This window comes from Streptomyces natalensis ATCC 27448, assembly GCF_000935125.1.
GTDB lineage: Bacteria > Actinomycetota > Actinomycetes > Streptomycetales > Streptomycetaceae > Streptomyces > Streptomyces natalensis.
Genome location: NZ_JRKI01000010.1, coordinates 79,956 through 95,626 on the forward strand (window position 1 = coordinate 79,956; position 15,671 = coordinate 95,626).

General features: G+C 73.3%; 12 protein-coding genes. 2 read left to right on the plus strand and 10 right to left on the minus strand.

Annotated features, from left to right (window positions below; genetic code table 11):
• Positions 1–241: 241 nt before the first annotated feature.
• The 6 genes from aceE to SNA_RS08795 form a co-directional block, all read right to left on the minus strand.
• Positions 242–2,920: a pyruvate dehydrogenase (acetyl-transferring), homodimeric type gene (gene aceE, locus SNA_RS08770; protein WP_044364212.1), complete on the minus strand. Its 2,679-nt coding sequence runs from the start codon at positions 2,918–2,920 to the stop codon at positions 242–244.
• Positions 2,921–3,227: 307 nt separating this feature from the next.
• Complete coding sequence (locus SNA_RS08775; protein WP_030069981.1) at positions 3,228–3,851, minus strand: GntR family transcriptional regulator; 624 nt, start codon at positions 3,849–3,851, stop codon at positions 3,228–3,230.
• 154 nt (positions 3,852–4,005) lie between these two features.
• Positions 4,006–5,751 carry a 2-oxoglutarate dehydrogenase, E2 component, dihydrolipoamide succinyltransferase gene (sucB, locus tag SNA_RS08780; protein WP_044364213.1) on the minus strand — a complete coding sequence of 582 codons (1,746 nt, stop codon included), beginning with the start codon at positions 5,749–5,751 and terminating at the stop codon, positions 4,006–4,008.
• 94 nt (positions 5,752–5,845) lie between these two features.
• Positions 5,846–7,234 (minus strand): dihydrolipoyl dehydrogenase, encoded by a 1,389-nt coding sequence (gene lpdA / locus SNA_RS08785; RefSeq protein ID WP_030069987.1) that lies wholly within the window; start codon positions 7,232–7,234, stop codon positions 5,846–5,848.
• A gap of 365 nt (positions 7,235–7,599) precedes the next feature.
• Positions 7,600–9,135, minus strand: a complete 1,536-nt coding sequence (locus SNA_RS08790; protein WP_030069989.1) for a leucyl aminopeptidase — start codon at positions 9,133–9,135, stop codon at positions 7,600–7,602.
• Positions 9,136–9,270: 135 nt separating this feature from the next.
• Positions 9,271–10,071: an adenosylcobinamide-GDP ribazoletransferase gene (locus SNA_RS08795; protein ID WP_044364214.1), complete on the minus strand. Its 801-nt coding sequence runs from the start codon at positions 10,069–10,071 to the stop codon at positions 9,271–9,273.
• A gap of 261 nt (positions 10,072–10,332) precedes the next feature.
• Between SNA_RS08795 and SNA_RS08800 the strand changes: the two genes are divergently transcribed.
• On the plus strand, positions 10,333–11,070 hold the full coding sequence (locus tag SNA_RS08800; RefSeq protein WP_030069996.1) for a membrane protein: 738 nt from the start codon (positions 10,333–10,335) through the stop codon (positions 11,068–11,070).
• Here the strand turns inward: SNA_RS08800 and SNA_RS42145 are convergent.
• The 4 genes from SNA_RS42145 to SNA_RS08820 form a co-directional block, all read right to left on the minus strand.
• The gene (locus tag SNA_RS42145) at positions 11,045–11,749 is read right to left on the minus strand and encodes a hypothetical protein (RefSeq protein WP_044364216.1); all 705 of its coding nucleotides are present in this window, start codon (positions 11,747–11,749) and stop codon (positions 11,045–11,047) included. The genes SNA_RS08800 and SNA_RS42145 overlap by 26 nt on opposite strands.
• Before the next feature lie 359 nt (positions 11,750–12,108).
• Positions 12,109–13,155, minus strand: coding sequence for a nicotinate-nucleotide--dimethylbenzimidazole phosphoribosyltransferase (gene cobT, locus SNA_RS08810; protein WP_044364218.1), 1,047 nt, complete (start codon positions 13,153–13,155; stop codon positions 12,109–12,111).
• Positions 13,156–13,165: 10 nt separating this feature from the next.
• Positions 13,166–13,753: a class I SAM-dependent methyltransferase gene (locus SNA_RS08815; RefSeq protein WP_241779584.1), complete on the minus strand. Its 588-nt coding sequence runs from the start codon at positions 13,751–13,753 to the stop codon at positions 13,166–13,168.
• Between the two features lie 84 nt (positions 13,754–13,837).
• The gene (locus tag SNA_RS08820; RefSeq protein WP_030070003.1) at positions 13,838–15,091 is read right to left on the minus strand and encodes a bifunctional adenosylcobinamide kinase/adenosylcobinamide-phosphate guanylyltransferase; all 1,254 of its coding nucleotides are present in this window, start codon (positions 15,089–15,091) and stop codon (positions 13,838–13,840) included.
• Between the two features lie 286 nt (positions 15,092–15,377).
• Between SNA_RS08820 and SNA_RS08825 the strand changes: the two genes are divergently transcribed.
• Positions 15,378–15,593 carry a hypothetical protein gene (locus SNA_RS08825; RefSeq protein WP_030070004.1) on the plus strand — a complete coding sequence of 72 codons (216 nt, stop codon included), beginning with the start codon at positions 15,378–15,380 and terminating at the stop codon, positions 15,591–15,593.
• The last annotated feature ends 78 nt before the right edge of the window (positions 15,594–15,671 follow it).

Genomic DNA, 15,671 nt, shown 5'->3' on the forward strand with positions numbered 1-15,671 from the left:
GCGCCACTGACAACGCCCGCGGCCGTCGGCCGGCCTGTGGACAACTCCCCGGGACGCGGGGTCGCACGAACCGGCCCGGCCGAGTCAGGGCATGGCCGGCCGGGCCGGTGGAGTCCCGTGCGGAGGCTCCGGGCGCGGGAAGGTCGCCTCCGCACGGGAGTTGGGGGAGAGCCCGCCGAGGGCTCTCAGGGGCGGGCGCCGGGCGGCCCGGACACGGCCGGTCCGGCCCGGACGCCCCGGATCACAGCCCGTACCGCTGCCGGGCCTCCTTGACCGTCTCCGGCTTGACCTCGCCCCGGCGGGCCAGGGCGGCCAGCGTCTGGACGACCACCGACTGCGCGTCGACACCGAAGTGGCGGCGGGCCGCCTCGCGGGTGTCGGAGAGGCCGAAGCCGTCGGTGCCGATGGACGTCCAGTCCTGCTCGACCCAGGGGGCGATCTGGTCCGGGACGGCCCGCATCCAGTCGCTCACCGCGACGACCGGGCCGGGGGCGCCGGCCAGGGCACGGGTGACGTACGGGATCCGGTCCTCGCCCTCCAGGCGGGCAGCGTCGCACGCCAGGGCGTCGCGTCGCAGCTCGCCCCAGGAGGTCGCGGACCATACGTCGGCGGCCACGTCCCAGTCCTCGGCGAGCAGCCGCTGCGCCTCCAGGGCCCAGTGGATCGCGGTGCCGGAGGCCAGCAGCTGGGTGCGCGGGGTCTCGGACGTCGCGTTGGCGGCTTCCTTGAAGCGGTAGAGGCCCTTGACGATGCCCTCTTCGACGCCCTCGGGCATGGCCGGCTGCTGCTTGGGCTCGTTGTAGACGGTGAGGTAGTAGAAGACGTCTTCCCCGGTGGGGAATTCGGCCGTCTCGCCGTACATCCGGCGCAGACCGTCCTTGACGATCACCGCGATCTCGTAGGCGAAGGCCGGGTCGTAGTTGAGCGACGCCGGGTTCGTGGACGCGATCAGGTGCGAGTGGCCGTCGGCGTGCTGGAGGCCCTCACCGGTCAGGGTCGTACGGCCCGCGGTGGCGCCGACGATGAAGCCCTTGCCGAGCTGGTCGGCGAGCTGCCACATCTGGTCCGCGGTGCGCTGCCAGCCGAACATCGAGTAGAAGATGTAGAAGGGGATCATCGGCTCGCCGTGGGTCGCGTACGACGTGGCGGCGGCGATGAAATCGGCCATGGCGCCGGCCTCGGTGATCCCCTCGTTGAGGATCTGGCCGTCGGTGGCTTCCTTGTAGTACATCAGCTGGTCGCGGTCGACCGGCTCGTACGTCTGGCCCTTCGGCGAGTAGATGCCGGCCGAGGGGAACAGCGACTCCATACCGAAGGTACGGGCCTCGTCCGGGACGATCGGCACCCAGCGGCGGCCGGTCTCCTTGTCCCGCATCAGGTCCTTGACCAGGCGGACGAAGGCCATCGTGGTGGCCATCTCCTGCTTGCCGGACCCCTTGAGGAGCGCCTTGAAGGCGCGCTCCTCGGGCTGCGGCAGCGCGGCCGAGGCGTGCAGGCGGCGGGCCGGGGCCGGGCCGCCGAGCGCGGCGCGGCGCTCCTGGAGGTAGCGGACCTCGGGGGAGTCGGCTCCCGGGTGGCCGTACGGCACCAGGTCCTCGTCCAGCCGGGCGTCCGGGATGGGAAGGTCGAGCAGGTCGCGCATCGCGCGGAACTCCTTGCCCGAGAGCTTCTTCATCTGGTGGTTGGCGTTCTTGGACTCGAAGCCGGGGCCGAGGGTGTAGCCCTTGACGGTCTGGGCGAGGATCACCGTCGGCGCGCCCTTGAACTCGACGGCCGCCTTGTACGCCGCGTACACCTTGCGGGCCTCGTGGCCGCCGCGGGAGGTGTGGAAGCACTCGGCGATCTTCACGTCGGTCAGGACCTTCGCCATCTCGACGAGGGCCGGCTCGGCGCCGAAGAAGTGCTCGCGGATGTAGGCCACGTCGCGGGTGGCGTACGTCTGGAACTGCGCGTCCGGCACCTGGCGCAGCCGGCGGACCAGCGCGCCGGTGGTGTCGAGCTGGAACAGCTGGTCCCAGGCCGAGCCCCACAGCGACTTGACGACGTTCCAGCCGGCGGCGCGGAACTGCGCCTCCAGCTCCTGAACGATCTTGAAGTTGGCGCGCACCGGGCCGTCGAGGCGCTGGAGGTTGCAGTTGATGACGAAGGTCAGGTTGTCCAGGCCCTCGCGGCCGGCCAGCGCGAGCGCGGCGGTCGACTCGGGCTCGTCCATCTCGCCGTCGCCCAGGAAGGCCCAGACGTGCGAGCCCGCGGTGTCCTTGATGCCGCGGCCCTGGAGGTAGCGGTTGAAACGGGCCTGGTAGATCGCCGACAGCGGGCCGAGGCCCATGGAGACGGTCGGGAACTCCCACAGCCACGGCAGCCGCCGCGGGTGCGGGTAGGAGGGCAGGCCCTTGCCGCCGGACTCCTGGCGGAAGTGGTCGAGGTGGTCCTCGGTGAGGCGGCCGTCGAGGAAGGCGCGGGCGTAGATGCCGGGGGAGGCGTGGCCCTGGATGTAGAGCTGGTCGCCGCTGCCGTCGCCCTCCTTGCCGCGGAAGAAGTGCTGGAAGCCCGTCTCGTACAGCCAGGCCGCGGACGCGAAGGTCGCGATGTGGCCGCCGACGCCGAACCGCGAGCCGCGCGTCACCATGGCGGCGGCGTTCCAGCGGTTCCAGGCGGTGATCCGGGCCTCCATCGCCTCGTCGCCCGGGAAGGCCGGCTCGGCGGAGGTCGGGATGGTGTTGACGTAGTCCGTCTCCAGGGGCGCGAGCCCGGGAGCACCGTTGTGCTCCAGCGCGCGGCGCATCAGATACGCGGCGCGGTGCGGGCCCGCGGCCTTGGTGACGGCGTCAAGGGATTCGCGCCACTCGGCGGTCTCCTCGGGGTCCCGGTCCGGGAGCTGGTCGAGCTGGCTGTACGGCAGGCGTACGGGATCGGGCATGGGTGGCCCCTTTCCGGACGGTCGGTCGGGAGTGCGAGTGGGTGCTTGGCAGGCAGGGGTGTCGCGCCCCGACGGACGACGATACGCCCCTGATCGATGATCGATCAACGTCACGCGGAGGAGTAACCGCAGGTCGGCACGGGGTGCCGCATTTTCGGGCACGCGGTGCCAGCGAAATCGGGGCTCCCGAGGCACGGAAAACGGGGCGTCGGAGTCACCCTCCGATACGCCCCGCAGTCCCTGCCTTACGCCCCGCGCCCGCGCCGCCCGGTGCGCCGCAGCCACGCATCCGTCCCGCGTCCGCCCCTCAGAGCCTCGGCGCGCAGCTCAGCACATGCGCCTTCAGCAGGGGGCCGATCTTGGGATCGCGCCGCCGGAAGGCGTCCACGATCTCCTGGTGCTCCTGGGCGTGCGAGCGCGGCTCCGGGCTGAACCAGCGGATCGACAGCGTCGTCCAGACCTCGATGCCCAGCGACTCCCAGGTGTGCAGCAGCACGGCGTTCCCGGCCGCCTGCACGATCTCCCGGTGGAAGGCCACCGTGTGGCGCACCTGGGCCTCCCCGTCCCGGGCCAGGTCCGCCTCCCGCAGCGCCGCCACCTCGCGCTCCAGGGCCGCCGTATCGTCCGCCAGACGGCCCGCGGCCAGCTCCGCGGCCACCTGCTCCAGCCCGGCGCGCACCGGGTAGCTCTCCTTGAGGTCATCCGCGGTCAGATTGCGCACCCGCACGCCCTTGTTCGGCGCCGACTCGATCAGCTGGAGCGACTCCAGCTCGCGCAGCGCCTCCCGTACCGGCGTCTGGCTGACCTCCAGCTCCACGGCGATCCGGCGTTCCACGATCCGCTCGCCCGGCTGCCAGCGGCCGCTGACGATCCCCTCGAGGATGTGCTCGCGGATCTGTTCGCGCAGCGAATGGACGACGGGCGGGGCCATGACGTGCTCCTTCAGAGCGGGTGGTGACGAGGGGGCCATTATCCGGCAGCCGGGGCCGCGACCGGCAGACGGCAAGGGGCCGGTCCCGGTTCGTGGACGAACCGGGACCGGCCCCTTGCACACCTGTGGCGTACCTACCGGCTGCCCAGCGGGCTCAGAGACCGATCTCGGTCTCGAACTCGGCGGCCTCCAGGATCTGCTTGACCGTGGTCAGGTAGCGGGCGGCGTCGGCGCCGTCCACCAGACGGTGGTCGTAGGAGAGCGCGAGGTAGGTCATGTCGCGCACCGCGATGGTCTCGCCGAGGTCCGGGTGGTTGATGACCACCGGGCGCTTGACGGTGGCACCGATGCCCAGGATGCCGACCTGGTTCGGCGGCACGATGACCGTGTCGAACAGCGCACCGCGCGAGCCGGTGTTGGAGATGGTGAAGGTCGCGCCGGACAGCTCGTCCGGGGTGATCTTGTTCTGCCGGACCTTGCCCGCCAGCTCCGCCGTCTTACGGGCGATACCGGCGATGTTGAGGTCGCCCGCACCCTTGATGACCGGGGTCATCAGGCCCTTCTCCGCATCCACCGCGATACCGACGTTCTCGGTGTCGAAGTAGGTGATGGTGCCCTCGTCCTCGTTGATCCGGGCGTTGACGACCGGGTGGGCCTTCAGCGCCTGGACGGCGGCCTTGACGAAGAACGGCATCGGGGAGAGCTTGACGCCCTCACGCTGCGCGAAGGCGTCCTTGGCCTTGTTGCGCATCCGCATGATCGCGGTGATGTCCACCTCGACCACGGAGGTCAGCTGCGCCTGGCCGTGCAGGGCCTTCATCATGTTGTCGCCGATGACCTTGCGCATCCGCGGCATCTTGACGGTCTGACCGCGCAGCGGCGAGACCTCCAGGGCCGGAGCCTTGGAGACGGCCGCGGGAGCGGCGGCGGCCGGAGCGGCGGCCTTGGCGGCCTCCGCGGCGGCGACGACGTCCTGCTTGCGGATCCGGCCACCGACGCCGGTGCCCTTGACCGTGGCGAGGTTCACACCGGTCTCCGCGGCGAGCTTGCGCACCAGCGGGGTGACGTACGCGGCCTCCTCACCCGCGGCCGGGGCCGGGGTGACAGGGGCCGGCGCGGCAACCGGCGCCGGCGCGGGGGCCGGAGCGGGCGCGGGAGCCGGGGCCGGAGCGGCGGCGGCCGGAGCCGGAGCCGGGGCGGGCGCGGGAGCCGGCGCGGCGGGGGCCGGGGCCGGAGCGGCCGGGGCGGGAGCCGGAGCGGCCGGAGCCGGGGCGGCGGCCGGGGCCGCACCCTTGGCGCCGATCACGGCCAGCTTGGCGCCGACCTCGGCGGTCTCGTCCTCGCCGACGACGATCTCCAGCAGGACGCCGGAGGCCGGCGCCGGGATCTCGGTGTCGACCTTGTCGGTGGAGACCTCGAGCAGCGGCTCGTCGGCCGAGACCTCCTCGCCGATCTCCTTCAGCCAGCGGGTGACGGTGCCCTCGGTGACGCTCTCGCCGAGCGCGGGGAGGACGACATCGGTGCCCTCGGCGCCGCCCGCGGGGGCGGCGGCCGGAGCCGGGGCGGGGGCCTCGGCCGCGGGGGCCGGGGTGGGCTCGGGCTGCGGCTGGGCCGCGGGGGCCTCGGCAGCGGCCGGGGCCGGGGCGGCAGCGGGCGCACCCGTGCCGTCGTCGATGAGGGCCAGCTCGGCGCCGACCTCCACCGTCTCGTCCTCGGCCACCTTGATGGAGGCCAGGATGCCGGCGGCGGGGGCCGGGATCTCGGTGTCGACCTTGTCGGTCGACACCTCGAGCAGCGGCTCGTCGGCCTCGACGCGCTCACCCTCGGCCTTCAGCCAGCGGGTGACGGTGCCCTCGGTGACGCTCTCGCCGAGCGCCGGAAGGGTTACGGAAACCGCCATGGTTTCGGTTGCTCCTTACGGATGGGGTCTCCCCTGCTCGAACGAAGTTGAGAGCTTGGGGAAGCGGATGTGGTCGTCGCGCCCGGGACTGAGGTCAGTCGTGGGAGTGGAGAGGCTTCCCGGCCAGGGCCAGGTGGGCCTCACCGAGGGCTTCATTCTGCGTCGGGTGCGCGTGGACGAGCTGCGCAACCTCGGCCGGCAGGGCCTCCCAGTTGTAGACCAGCTGGGCCTCGCCGACCTGCTCGCCCATACGGTCACCGACCATGTGGACGCCGACCACGGCACCGTCCTTGACCTGGACGAGCTTGATCTCGCCCGTGGTCTTGAGGATCTTGCTCTTGCCGTTGCCCGCGAGGTTGTACTTCAGAGCGACGACCTTGTCGGCGCCGTACAGCTCCTTGGCCTTGGCCTCGGTGATGCCCACCGAAGCGACCTCGGGGTGGCAGTACGTGACGCGCGGCACGCCGTCGTAGTCGATCGGGACGACCTTCTGGCCGGCCAGACGCTCCGCCACCAGCATGCCCTCGGCGAAGCCGACGTGCGCGAGCTGGAGGGTGGGAACGAGGTCACCGACCGCCGAGACGGTCGGCACGTTGGTCTGCATGTACTCGTCGACCAGGACGTAGCCGCGGTCCATCGCGACGCCCTGCTCCTCGTAACCGAGGCCCGCGGAGACCGGCCCGCGGCCGATCGCGACCAGCAGCACCTCGGCCTCGAAGGTCTTGCCGTCGGCGAGGGTGACCTTGACGCCGTCGGCGGTGTACTCGGCCTTGTCGAAGAAGGTACCGAGGTTGAACTTGATGCCCCGCTTGCGGAAGGCCCGCTCCAGCAGCTTGGAGCTGTTCTCGTCCTCGACCGGGACGAGGTGCTTGAGGCCCTCGACGATGGTGACGTCGGCACCGAAGGACTTCCACGCCGAGGCGAACTCGACGCCGATCACGCCGCCGCCCAGGATGATCGCGGACTTCGGCACGCGGTCCAGCGTCAGCGCGTGGTCCGAGGAGATGATGCGGTTGCCGTCGATCTCCAGGCCCGGCAGCGACTTCGGCACGGAGCCGGTCGCCAGCAGGATGTGGCGGCCCTGGACCTGCTGGCCGTTGACCGCGACGGAGGTCGGGGAGGACAGCCGGCCCTCGCCCTCGATGTAGGTCACCTTGCGGGAGGCGACCAGACCCTGCAGACCCTTGTACAGGCCCGAGATCACATCGTCCTTGTACTTGTGGACGCCCGCGATGTCGATGCCCTCGTACGAGGTCTTGACACCGAACTGGGCGGCCTCACGAGCCTGATCCGCGATCTCACCGGCGTGCAGCAGCGCCTTGGTGGGAATGCAGCCGTTGTGCAGGCAGGTGCCGCCGAGCTTGTTCTTCTCGATCAGGGCGACGTCCAGGCCCAGCTGCGCCCCGCGCAGGGCAGCGGCGTAACCACCGCTACCGCCTCCGAGGATCACTAGGTCGAAAACGGTGCTGGCGTCGTTCGCCACGTCACGTCCTCCATGCATGGGTACGCCGGAGCCGGTCTCCAATGACCGGACGGCGGCTGTGGTTCGGCCGCTCTGATGTCGGCCCTGGGTAAGGGGGGCCCTGTCCTGCCGAGAACCCATCTTCGCACTTGTTCAACACGGACGGGACGGGGGGAGGGGCCCGGCGGCGGCCGAGGGGCCGCCTGTGGGGGGTTACCGGGGCGTACAAAAGTCCAGCGGCGTGCAGCGTCTCCGGGGAAGGGTGGCGGTGGGCGACGGGCGGGAGGATTTCGTTGAGGGCGAACGCGTTGTTTTCCGCACAGTCGCGGCCCCGGGCTGTGAGCCCGGGGCCGTACCGTCACATCGGGCAAGACGGAACCGGGCCGTCAGCCGAGATCGCCCGCCGCGGTCCGCTCCGCCAGCCGCACCAGGGTGCGCACCGCCGAGCCCGTACCGCCCTTGGGGGTGTAGCCCCACGGCGAACCCTCGTGGAAGGCCGGGCCCGCGATGTCCAGGTGCGCCCAGGGGATGCCCTCGCCGACGAACTCCTTCAGGAAGAGACCGGCGACCAGGCCGCCGCCCATCCGCTCGCCCATGTTGGCGATGTCGGCGACCGGCGAGTCCATGCCCTTGCGCAGGTGGGACGGCATCGGCATCGGCCACGACTCCTCGCCGACCTCCTCCGCGATCTCCTGGACCGACGCACGGAACGCGTCGTCGTTCGCCATGATCCCGAAGTGGCGGTGGCCCAGCGCCAGCACCATCGCGCCGGTCAGCGTCGCCACGTCCACGATCGCGTCCGGCGACTCCTCCGAGGCCCGGGTCAGCGCATCGGCCAGCACCAGACGGCCTTCGGCGTCGGTGTTGAGCACCTCGACGGTCTTGCCGCTGTACATGGTCAGCACGTCACCGGGACGGGTGGCCGAACCGGAGGGCATGTTCTCGGCGAGCGCCAGCCAGCCGGTGACATTGACCTCCAGGCCCAGCCGGGCGGCGGTCACGACCGCGGCGAAGACCGCGGCGGCACCGCTCATATCGCACTTCATGGTCTCGTTGTGACCGGCCGGCTTGAGCGAGATGCCGCCCGAGTCGTACGTGATGCCCTTGCCGACCAGCGCGAGGGTTTTTTCGGCCTTGGGGTGGGTGTGCGCGATCCGCACCAGCCGCGGCGGGGCCTCCGAACCCTGGCCGACGCCCATGAGGCCGCCGTAGCCGCCCTTCGTGAGCGCCTTCTCGTCCAGCACCTCGACCTTGAGGCCGAACTCCTTGGCGGCGGCCTGCGCCTCGGCCGCGAAGGACTTCGGGTCGAGGGCGTTGGAGGGGGTGTTGATCAGGTCGCGGGCGCGGTTGATCTCCGCGGCCAGCGTCTGGGCGCGCTCGGCGGCGGCCTTGTGCTCCTTGTCGCGCGGCTTGGCGCCCAGGATCGCGGCCTCGCCGAGCGGCGCCGACCTGGCGTCGTTCTTCTTGGCGTTCTTGCCGGTGCCGTTGCTGCGGAACGCGGTGAAGCTGTACGCGCCGAGCAGCGCGCCCTCGCTCACCGCGGCGGCCGCCTCGGCGTCCTCCAGCGGCAGCGCGAAGGCGGCCTTCCTGCTGCCGGTCAGCGCGCGGGCCGCGGTGCCCGCGCCGCGCCGCAGCGCCTCGTGGTCGTACGCGTCGCCCTTGGCCGGGGCGTCGCCCAGACCGACCGCCAGCACGACCGGCGCCTTGATGCCGTCGGCCGCGGGCAGCTTGGTCACCTCGCCCTCGGCACCACTCGCGCCGAGGGTCTCCAGCACGGCGGCGAGCTTGCCGCCGAATGCCTTGTCCACGGCCTCCGCACCGGGGGCCACCACGACGCCCTTGGCGCCCTTGGCCGCGCCGACGACGACGGCATCCGCACGCACCGTTGCGGCGGAAGAAGTACTGAGGGTCAGTGCAGTCACGGTGATGAGAGTCCTGTTCCGTCCGGGAATCCTTGTGCGCGCTGGGCGCTGCTGCGCCGAGCCTACGCTCGGCGACGCCACAAGGCGTTGCCGGTGGCCGCAACGGCCGGTAACGGTGCGTCGGGTGCCGCCCCGTCAGCCCAGTGCGAGCACCACCACGGCCGCCAGCCCCGCGCTCTCCGCGAGAGCGCCGAAGACATCGCCGGTCACGCCGCCGAAACGGCGTCGGCAGTGCCGCAGCAGGAGTTCGGCGGTGCCGAGCCCGAGCAGCGCGGCCAGCGCGGTGTGCAGGGCGCCGTACGGGCCGGACACGGCGGCGCCGGCCGCCGCGCTCAGGGCGGTGACCAGTGCGGCGCACAGCAGCGCCGCCCCGGCCGCGACGGTGCCCGCGACCGCCGCGCCCAGGCCCTCCGGGCGGGCCGCCGGCACGCCGATGCGGGAGGCCAGCGTCAGCGCACACCGGGCGGTGACCCCGGCGACGGCCGCCGCGAGGGCCCCGAACGCCCAGCCCTGTGCGTACAGTCCGGCCAGCGCCGCCACCTGGGCCAGCAGGGTGAACAGCAGCGTGAGGACCCCGAACGGCCCGATGTCGGACTGCTTCATGATGCGCAGCGCGTCCTCGGCGGGCTTGGCGCTGCCCAGGCCGTCGGCGGTGTCGGCCAGGCCGTCCAGATGCAGACCGCGGGTGAGCGCCGCGGGCACGGCGGCGGTGGCGACCGCGGCGAGCAGCGGGCCGCCGCCCAGCAGGAGCACCACGCCGCCGAGCGCGGCCGCGGCGAGCCCCACGACCAGCCCGGCCAGCGGTGCGCAGAGCATCCCGCCGCGCGCCGTCGCCCGGTCCCAGCGGGTCAGCCGGACCGGGAGCGCGGTCAGCGTGCCGAACGCGAAGCGCAGCGCATCGGCGGGGGAGGGCGGCGGGCCGGGGGTGTCACTCATGCCGAGACCTCGCTTCGCTCGACCTCGCATTCGCGAGGCGCGCACCTCCTGATTGTTCTCCCCCAGCCTTCGGCCGGGGGACCCCCATGCTTCGCTCACTCATCGCGGCAGGCTATCCCGGTGCTCCCGCCCCCTGGATGGCCCCCGTCCGCCCCCTGGGAACGGCCGGTCCGCCACTGATTCCGTAGATTGCCCCTATCCGTACATCGCCCCTGCGCGACGGCCCTCACCCGGCACACGGGAGCGAAAGGTGAGCGTGCGATGGGCCACTGGTGGTACCGCAACATCGTGGAACCGGGGAAGCTCCCGCTGCTGCTCGCGCTCGCCTCGTTCGTCCTGACCTTTCTGGTCACCCGGGTCATCACCCGTCTCATCCGCGCGGGCCGGGGCCCGTTCCGCAACATCGCGTCCGGCGGGGTGCATCTCCACCACGTCGTCCCCGGCGTCGTCCTGATGGTCGCCGGCGGCTTCATCGCCCTCGCGGGCGGCCGTCAGGGCTTCGGCGCGGGACTGGCCGCGGTGCTCTTCGGCATCGGAGTCGGTCTGGTCCTGGACGAATTCGCGCTGATCCTCCACCTCGACGATGTCTACTGGAGCGAGGAGGGCACCAAGAGCGTCGAGATCGTCATCCTCACGATCGCGCTGGTCGGCCTGATCCTCGCCGGATTCCTGCCGTTCGGCGTCAATGAGCTCGGCCCCGCCGAGACCCAGGACCGCTTCCAGGTCGTACGGACCGTCGCGGTCAACTTCCTCTTCGCGGTGATCTCCCTGGTCAAGGGCAAGGGCCGGCTCGCCGTCATCGGGGTCTTCATCCCCTTCGTCGCGCTCTTCGGCGCCGTCCGGCTGGCCCGCCCCAACTCGCCCTGGGCCCGGCGCTTCTACCGCAACCGCCCCCAGGCCAGGGCCCGCGCCACCGTCCGCGCCTACCGGCACGACCGCCGCTGGTCGGCCCTGCGCCGCCGGGCCGAGCACGTCATCGGGGGTTTCCCCAGCCGCTGACCCGCAGGGCGTCGCGCGGCGTGCCCGGCCGCCACAGCTCGCACACCAGGCACAGCGTCAGCACCGCCAGCACCGCCGCGATGTGCTCCTTGCCCGCCAGGTTGCTCTTGATGAACAGCACCTCGAAGACCATCGAGGCCACCACCAGCGAGCAGGTCAGCCAGGCCCGGTAGCGCCAGCTCACATAGATCGCCAGGCCCACCACGGCGGCCGAGGGGCCGGTGTCCACGACGAACTTGTCCGCGTCCGGCAGCCCGATGGGCGACCCGGGGCCGATCCACAGGCCCAGCCGCGCGTACATCGTCCCGGCGAGCGTGGCCAGATAGGCCACCGCGAACATCTGCCGCCAGCCCACACAGATCTCGGCCAGCCCGAAGACGATCAGGATCTGCACCAGCGCGCCCCACACCGGCAGGTCCAGCGCCGGTACGAACACCGATAGGGGAGTGCGCAGCAGTGCCAGCCAGATGTGCTCGTAGGCCTGTACGGAGCCGATGTTCTGCACCGGCTGGTAGCCCCACGGCTGGTTCTGGATGACCTGGAGGGCCAGCGTCAGACACACCGCGGTGAGCGTCAGCGGGATCGCCCGCAGCTTCTTCGCCGCCAGCGCGGCCCACCCCGTCCGCAGGAGCGGGCCCCATTCGGCACGCGCGGCGCGACGCAGGGCCGGCTCGGTCATCGGCTGTTCTCCAGGTGCTGCTGACGGCGGCACCGTTGCGGCGGGCCCGGGGTGGGATCGGCGCACCGCGCGACGGCGCTGTTGTCGACGAGCATGGCCCGCACTTCCCCGACAAGGCGGTATTTGCGGTATTTCGTCGGAGCGCGAGCGCGCCATGCCGTTGCCACCCCCGTGGGAACACAACCGAGCGGTGGGCGTGGTCGGCGCGGCACCGCGGCCCGCGACCGGCCGCGTGCCATCCCCGTAGACGTAGCGGCGCGGCGCGGAGTTGAGCGGGCGCCGCGTGATCTTCACCTCGTTCGGCGCCGGGTGCCGTGCCGCCGGGTCCCGTGCGCCGGGTGCCGCCCGCCGCCCCGCGGTCAGTCGCGGACCGGAAGCTCCGCCGCCAGGGCCGCCGCCGCCTGCACCAGCGGCAGCGCCAGCAGCGCGCCGGTGCCCTCGCCCGCCGTGACGCCGTGGTCGAGCAGCGGGGTGAGCGCGATCCGGTCCAGCGCCTTGGCCTGCGCCGGCTCGCCGCTCGCCTGCCCGGCCAGCCACCAGTCCGGCGCCCGGAACGCCGCCCGCTGCGCCACCAGCGCACAGGCCGCCGAGACCACCCCGTCCAGGATCACCGGCGTCCGGCGCACCGCGCTCTGGAGCAGAAAGCCGGTGATCGCGGTCAGATCCGCGCCGCCGACCGTCGCCAGCAGCTCCAGCTGGTCGCCGAGCACCGGCCGCGCCCGCCGCAGCGCATCGCGGATCGCCGCGCATTTGCGCATCCACGTCAGATCGTCGATCCGGGCCCCGCCGCGCCCCGTGACCACCGAGGCGTCCGTCCCGCACAGCGCGGCGATCAGCGTGCTCGCGGCCGTCGTCCCGCCGACGCTCAGATCGCCCAGCACCACCAGATCGGTCCCGGCGTCCGCCTCCTCGTCCGCGACCGCCATCCCGGCCCGGAACGCTGCCTCGGCCTCCTCGGCGCTCAGCGCGTCCTCGACGTCGATCCGGCCCGAGCCGCGCCGCACCCGGTGCCGGGTGACGTCCTCCGGCAGCTCCTCGGGGTCGCAGTCCACCGCCATGTCGACGATCCGCAGCGGCACACCGGCGGTCCGCGCCAGCACCGCCGCCGGGCTCGCACCGTCCAGCACCGCCCGCACCAGGTCCCGGGTCCCGCCGGCCGGCCGGGCCGACACCCCCAGCTCCGCCACCCCGTGGTCGCCCGCGAACACCACCGCCCGCGGCCGCTCGATGCGCCGCACCGGCACCTGCCGCTGCGCCGCGGCCAGCCACTCGCCCAGTTCGTCCAGCCGCCCCAGCGCCCCCGGCGCCACGGCCAGCCGGGCCCGCCGTTCCTCGGCGTCACGGCGCGCGGCGCCGTCGGGGCGCTCGATCAGATGGGCGAAGTCATCGAGGTTCAGGCTGCTCATTGGGCGCAGATTACCGGCTGGTCCGCCCGCGTGCGCCGGGGTTGAGGGCAAAGCGGACCTCGTGCACCAGCGGTGTCCACGGCGTCCGGAACCGGCCGCTGCGGGGCGCCACTTCGCGCACCGACGCGAGCAGCGGTTGCGCGCCCGCCACCAGGACGGCCGCCCGGCGGTAAGACGCGTCGAAGACCAGCGCGCCGTCGCCGAAGCGCGCCGCGCAGGCCGCGAGCAGCGCCCGCCCGGCCGCCGGTGACAGCCGCCGCAGCACGCCGGGCGCCGTGACGACGACGCCGAGGCAGGGATCCGGTACGGCATCCAGCCAGCCGGCGTCGGCCGGGGCGCAGGCGACGGTACGGCGGCGCGGGCCGTCCGGGAGCAGCATCCGGCGCACCGCGGCGACCTCCGGGGACGTCACGGTCAGCCAGGTCAGCCGCCCGTTGTCCAGCCGCCAGAAGCCGGTGCCCAGCCCCTCGCCGAGCGCGACCACCGTGGCCTGCGGGCGCCGCGCCACATAGGCCCGTACGGCCGCGTCGAACAGCCCCCGCGCGCCCGTCTCAGGGCGGGCGCGGCGGTGGGGAATGCGGTACGGCAGCGCGTGCACGCCCCCAGAGGACCCGGCGCCGCGCGTGGGGGCAAGCAGACACGGGCCGGACGGCGCACCGGTCAGCCGCGCGGCCGCCCGCCGTCAGCCGCGCAGCGCAACCGCCTGCCCGGCCACCACCAGCACGACCTGCTCGCACTCCGCCCCGAACGCGGCGTTCAGCCGCCCCAGCTCGTCCCGGAAGCGACGGCCCGCCGCAGTCGCCGGGACGACGCCGGAGCCGACCTCGTTGCTCACCGCCACCACCGGACGCCGGGCCGCCCGCACCGCCGCGACCAGCGCATCGGTCCGCTCCCGCAGCGCCCGCCGGCCGCTCGCCGCCCACTTCTCGTCGTCCCACGCCCCGACCTCGTCCATCACCCCGGTCAGCCACAGCGCCAGACAGTCGATGAGCAGCGGGGTCAGCTCGCCCGGCTCCGCCGGGGCCGTGTGGTCCGGCCCGCCGGTCTCCAGCAGCGGCACCAGATCGCAGGTCTCGACGGTGCGCCAGGTCGCCGGGCGCCGCTCCCGGTGCAGCGAGATCCGCTCCGCCCACTCCGTATCGCCCTCCCGCGTCCCCCCGGTGGCCACGTACAGCACGTCGGGGAAGGAGGCCAGCCGCCGCTCCGCCTCCGCCGACTTCCCGCTGCGCGCCCCGCCCAGCACCAGCGTCCGGCGCGGCAGATCGGGCACCGCGTGATACTCGCCGACCACCAGCGAGGCCCCGTCCGGCACGGTCCGCGCGCCCGCCGCGGCGAGCCTGCGGTGCAGCTCGGGCCCCGGCGGCGCGCCGTGGTCGATATGGACGGCGACCACGTCCGTCGCCGCGTCCACGGCCCCGGTGGCCCGCAGCCGCGCCAGCCCGTCCGGCCGCTCCAGGACGTCCAGCAGCACCATGTCGTACGGGCCGCCCCCCTGGCCGTGGCCGTGCCCGTCGTCCAGCCCGGCCGGCGCCCCGCCCGGCGGCAGATACAGCAGCCGCTCGCCCTCGGTGCCGGTGATCTCGTACCCCGTACCCGGGATGTCCACGGCGATCGCCTTCACCCGGTGGCCGTCCAGCAGCGCCAGCTCCCGCCCGTCGGCGACCCGGCCCGGCGTCGGCAGCCCGGCCGGCACCTCCAGCGCGGGCCCGTCGTGCGGATGCGACAGCAGCACCTGCCGCACCCCGGCCAGCGACGTGCCCGCGCGGGCGGCCGCGAACGCCGGGCCCGGCGTCAGATCGATCAGCAGCGCACCGTCGATGAGCAGCGCGGTCGCCGCCCGCGCCTCGTCGCCGACGGCGGCCGCACAGGCGGCACACGGGCAGTCGGGGCGCGGTAGTCCCGCGGGGGCGCCGGTGCCGAGGAGAGTGAGTTCCACCTGGCGATTTTCTCCCGGGGAGCGGCGCGCAGCGCGCGGGGGGACCGCAGACACGCCCAAACCCGTGCGGCGGGGTGGGCCGGGTCAGGAGCCGTGGTGGTTTCGGCCGGTGTCCGGGGCAGGCTGAGGGCACCGCTGTTCCCGTGCGCCGGGGTGGGCCGGGGCCGGAGCCCTCGGTGGTTCCGGCCGGTGGCAGGGGCAGGTGCGGGCGCCGCTATATAGGCTGCGGATCAGCACAGACGCACGACGTGGCAGAGACGTATTCGGTGGGAGCCAGGAGGCGGACATGGTGTGGACGTGGCAGTTCGAGAAGGCCGACGGCACGAGCGCGACGCCCGCGGTGGAACCGGAGGAGTTCACCACACAGGGGGATGCCGAGTCCTGGATCGGCGAGGAGTGGAAGGCGCTGCTGGACGGCGGCGTCGACCAGGTCCGGCTCTTCGAGGACGGCGGTGAGGTCTACGCGGGCCCGATGAGCCTGCACGCGGCCGAGGAGGGCTGAGCCCCCGCGGCCGGACGGCCCTACGACCGCGGGCCGGGTCCCCATCGGACCCGGCCCGGCAGTCGGAGAATCCCGCCC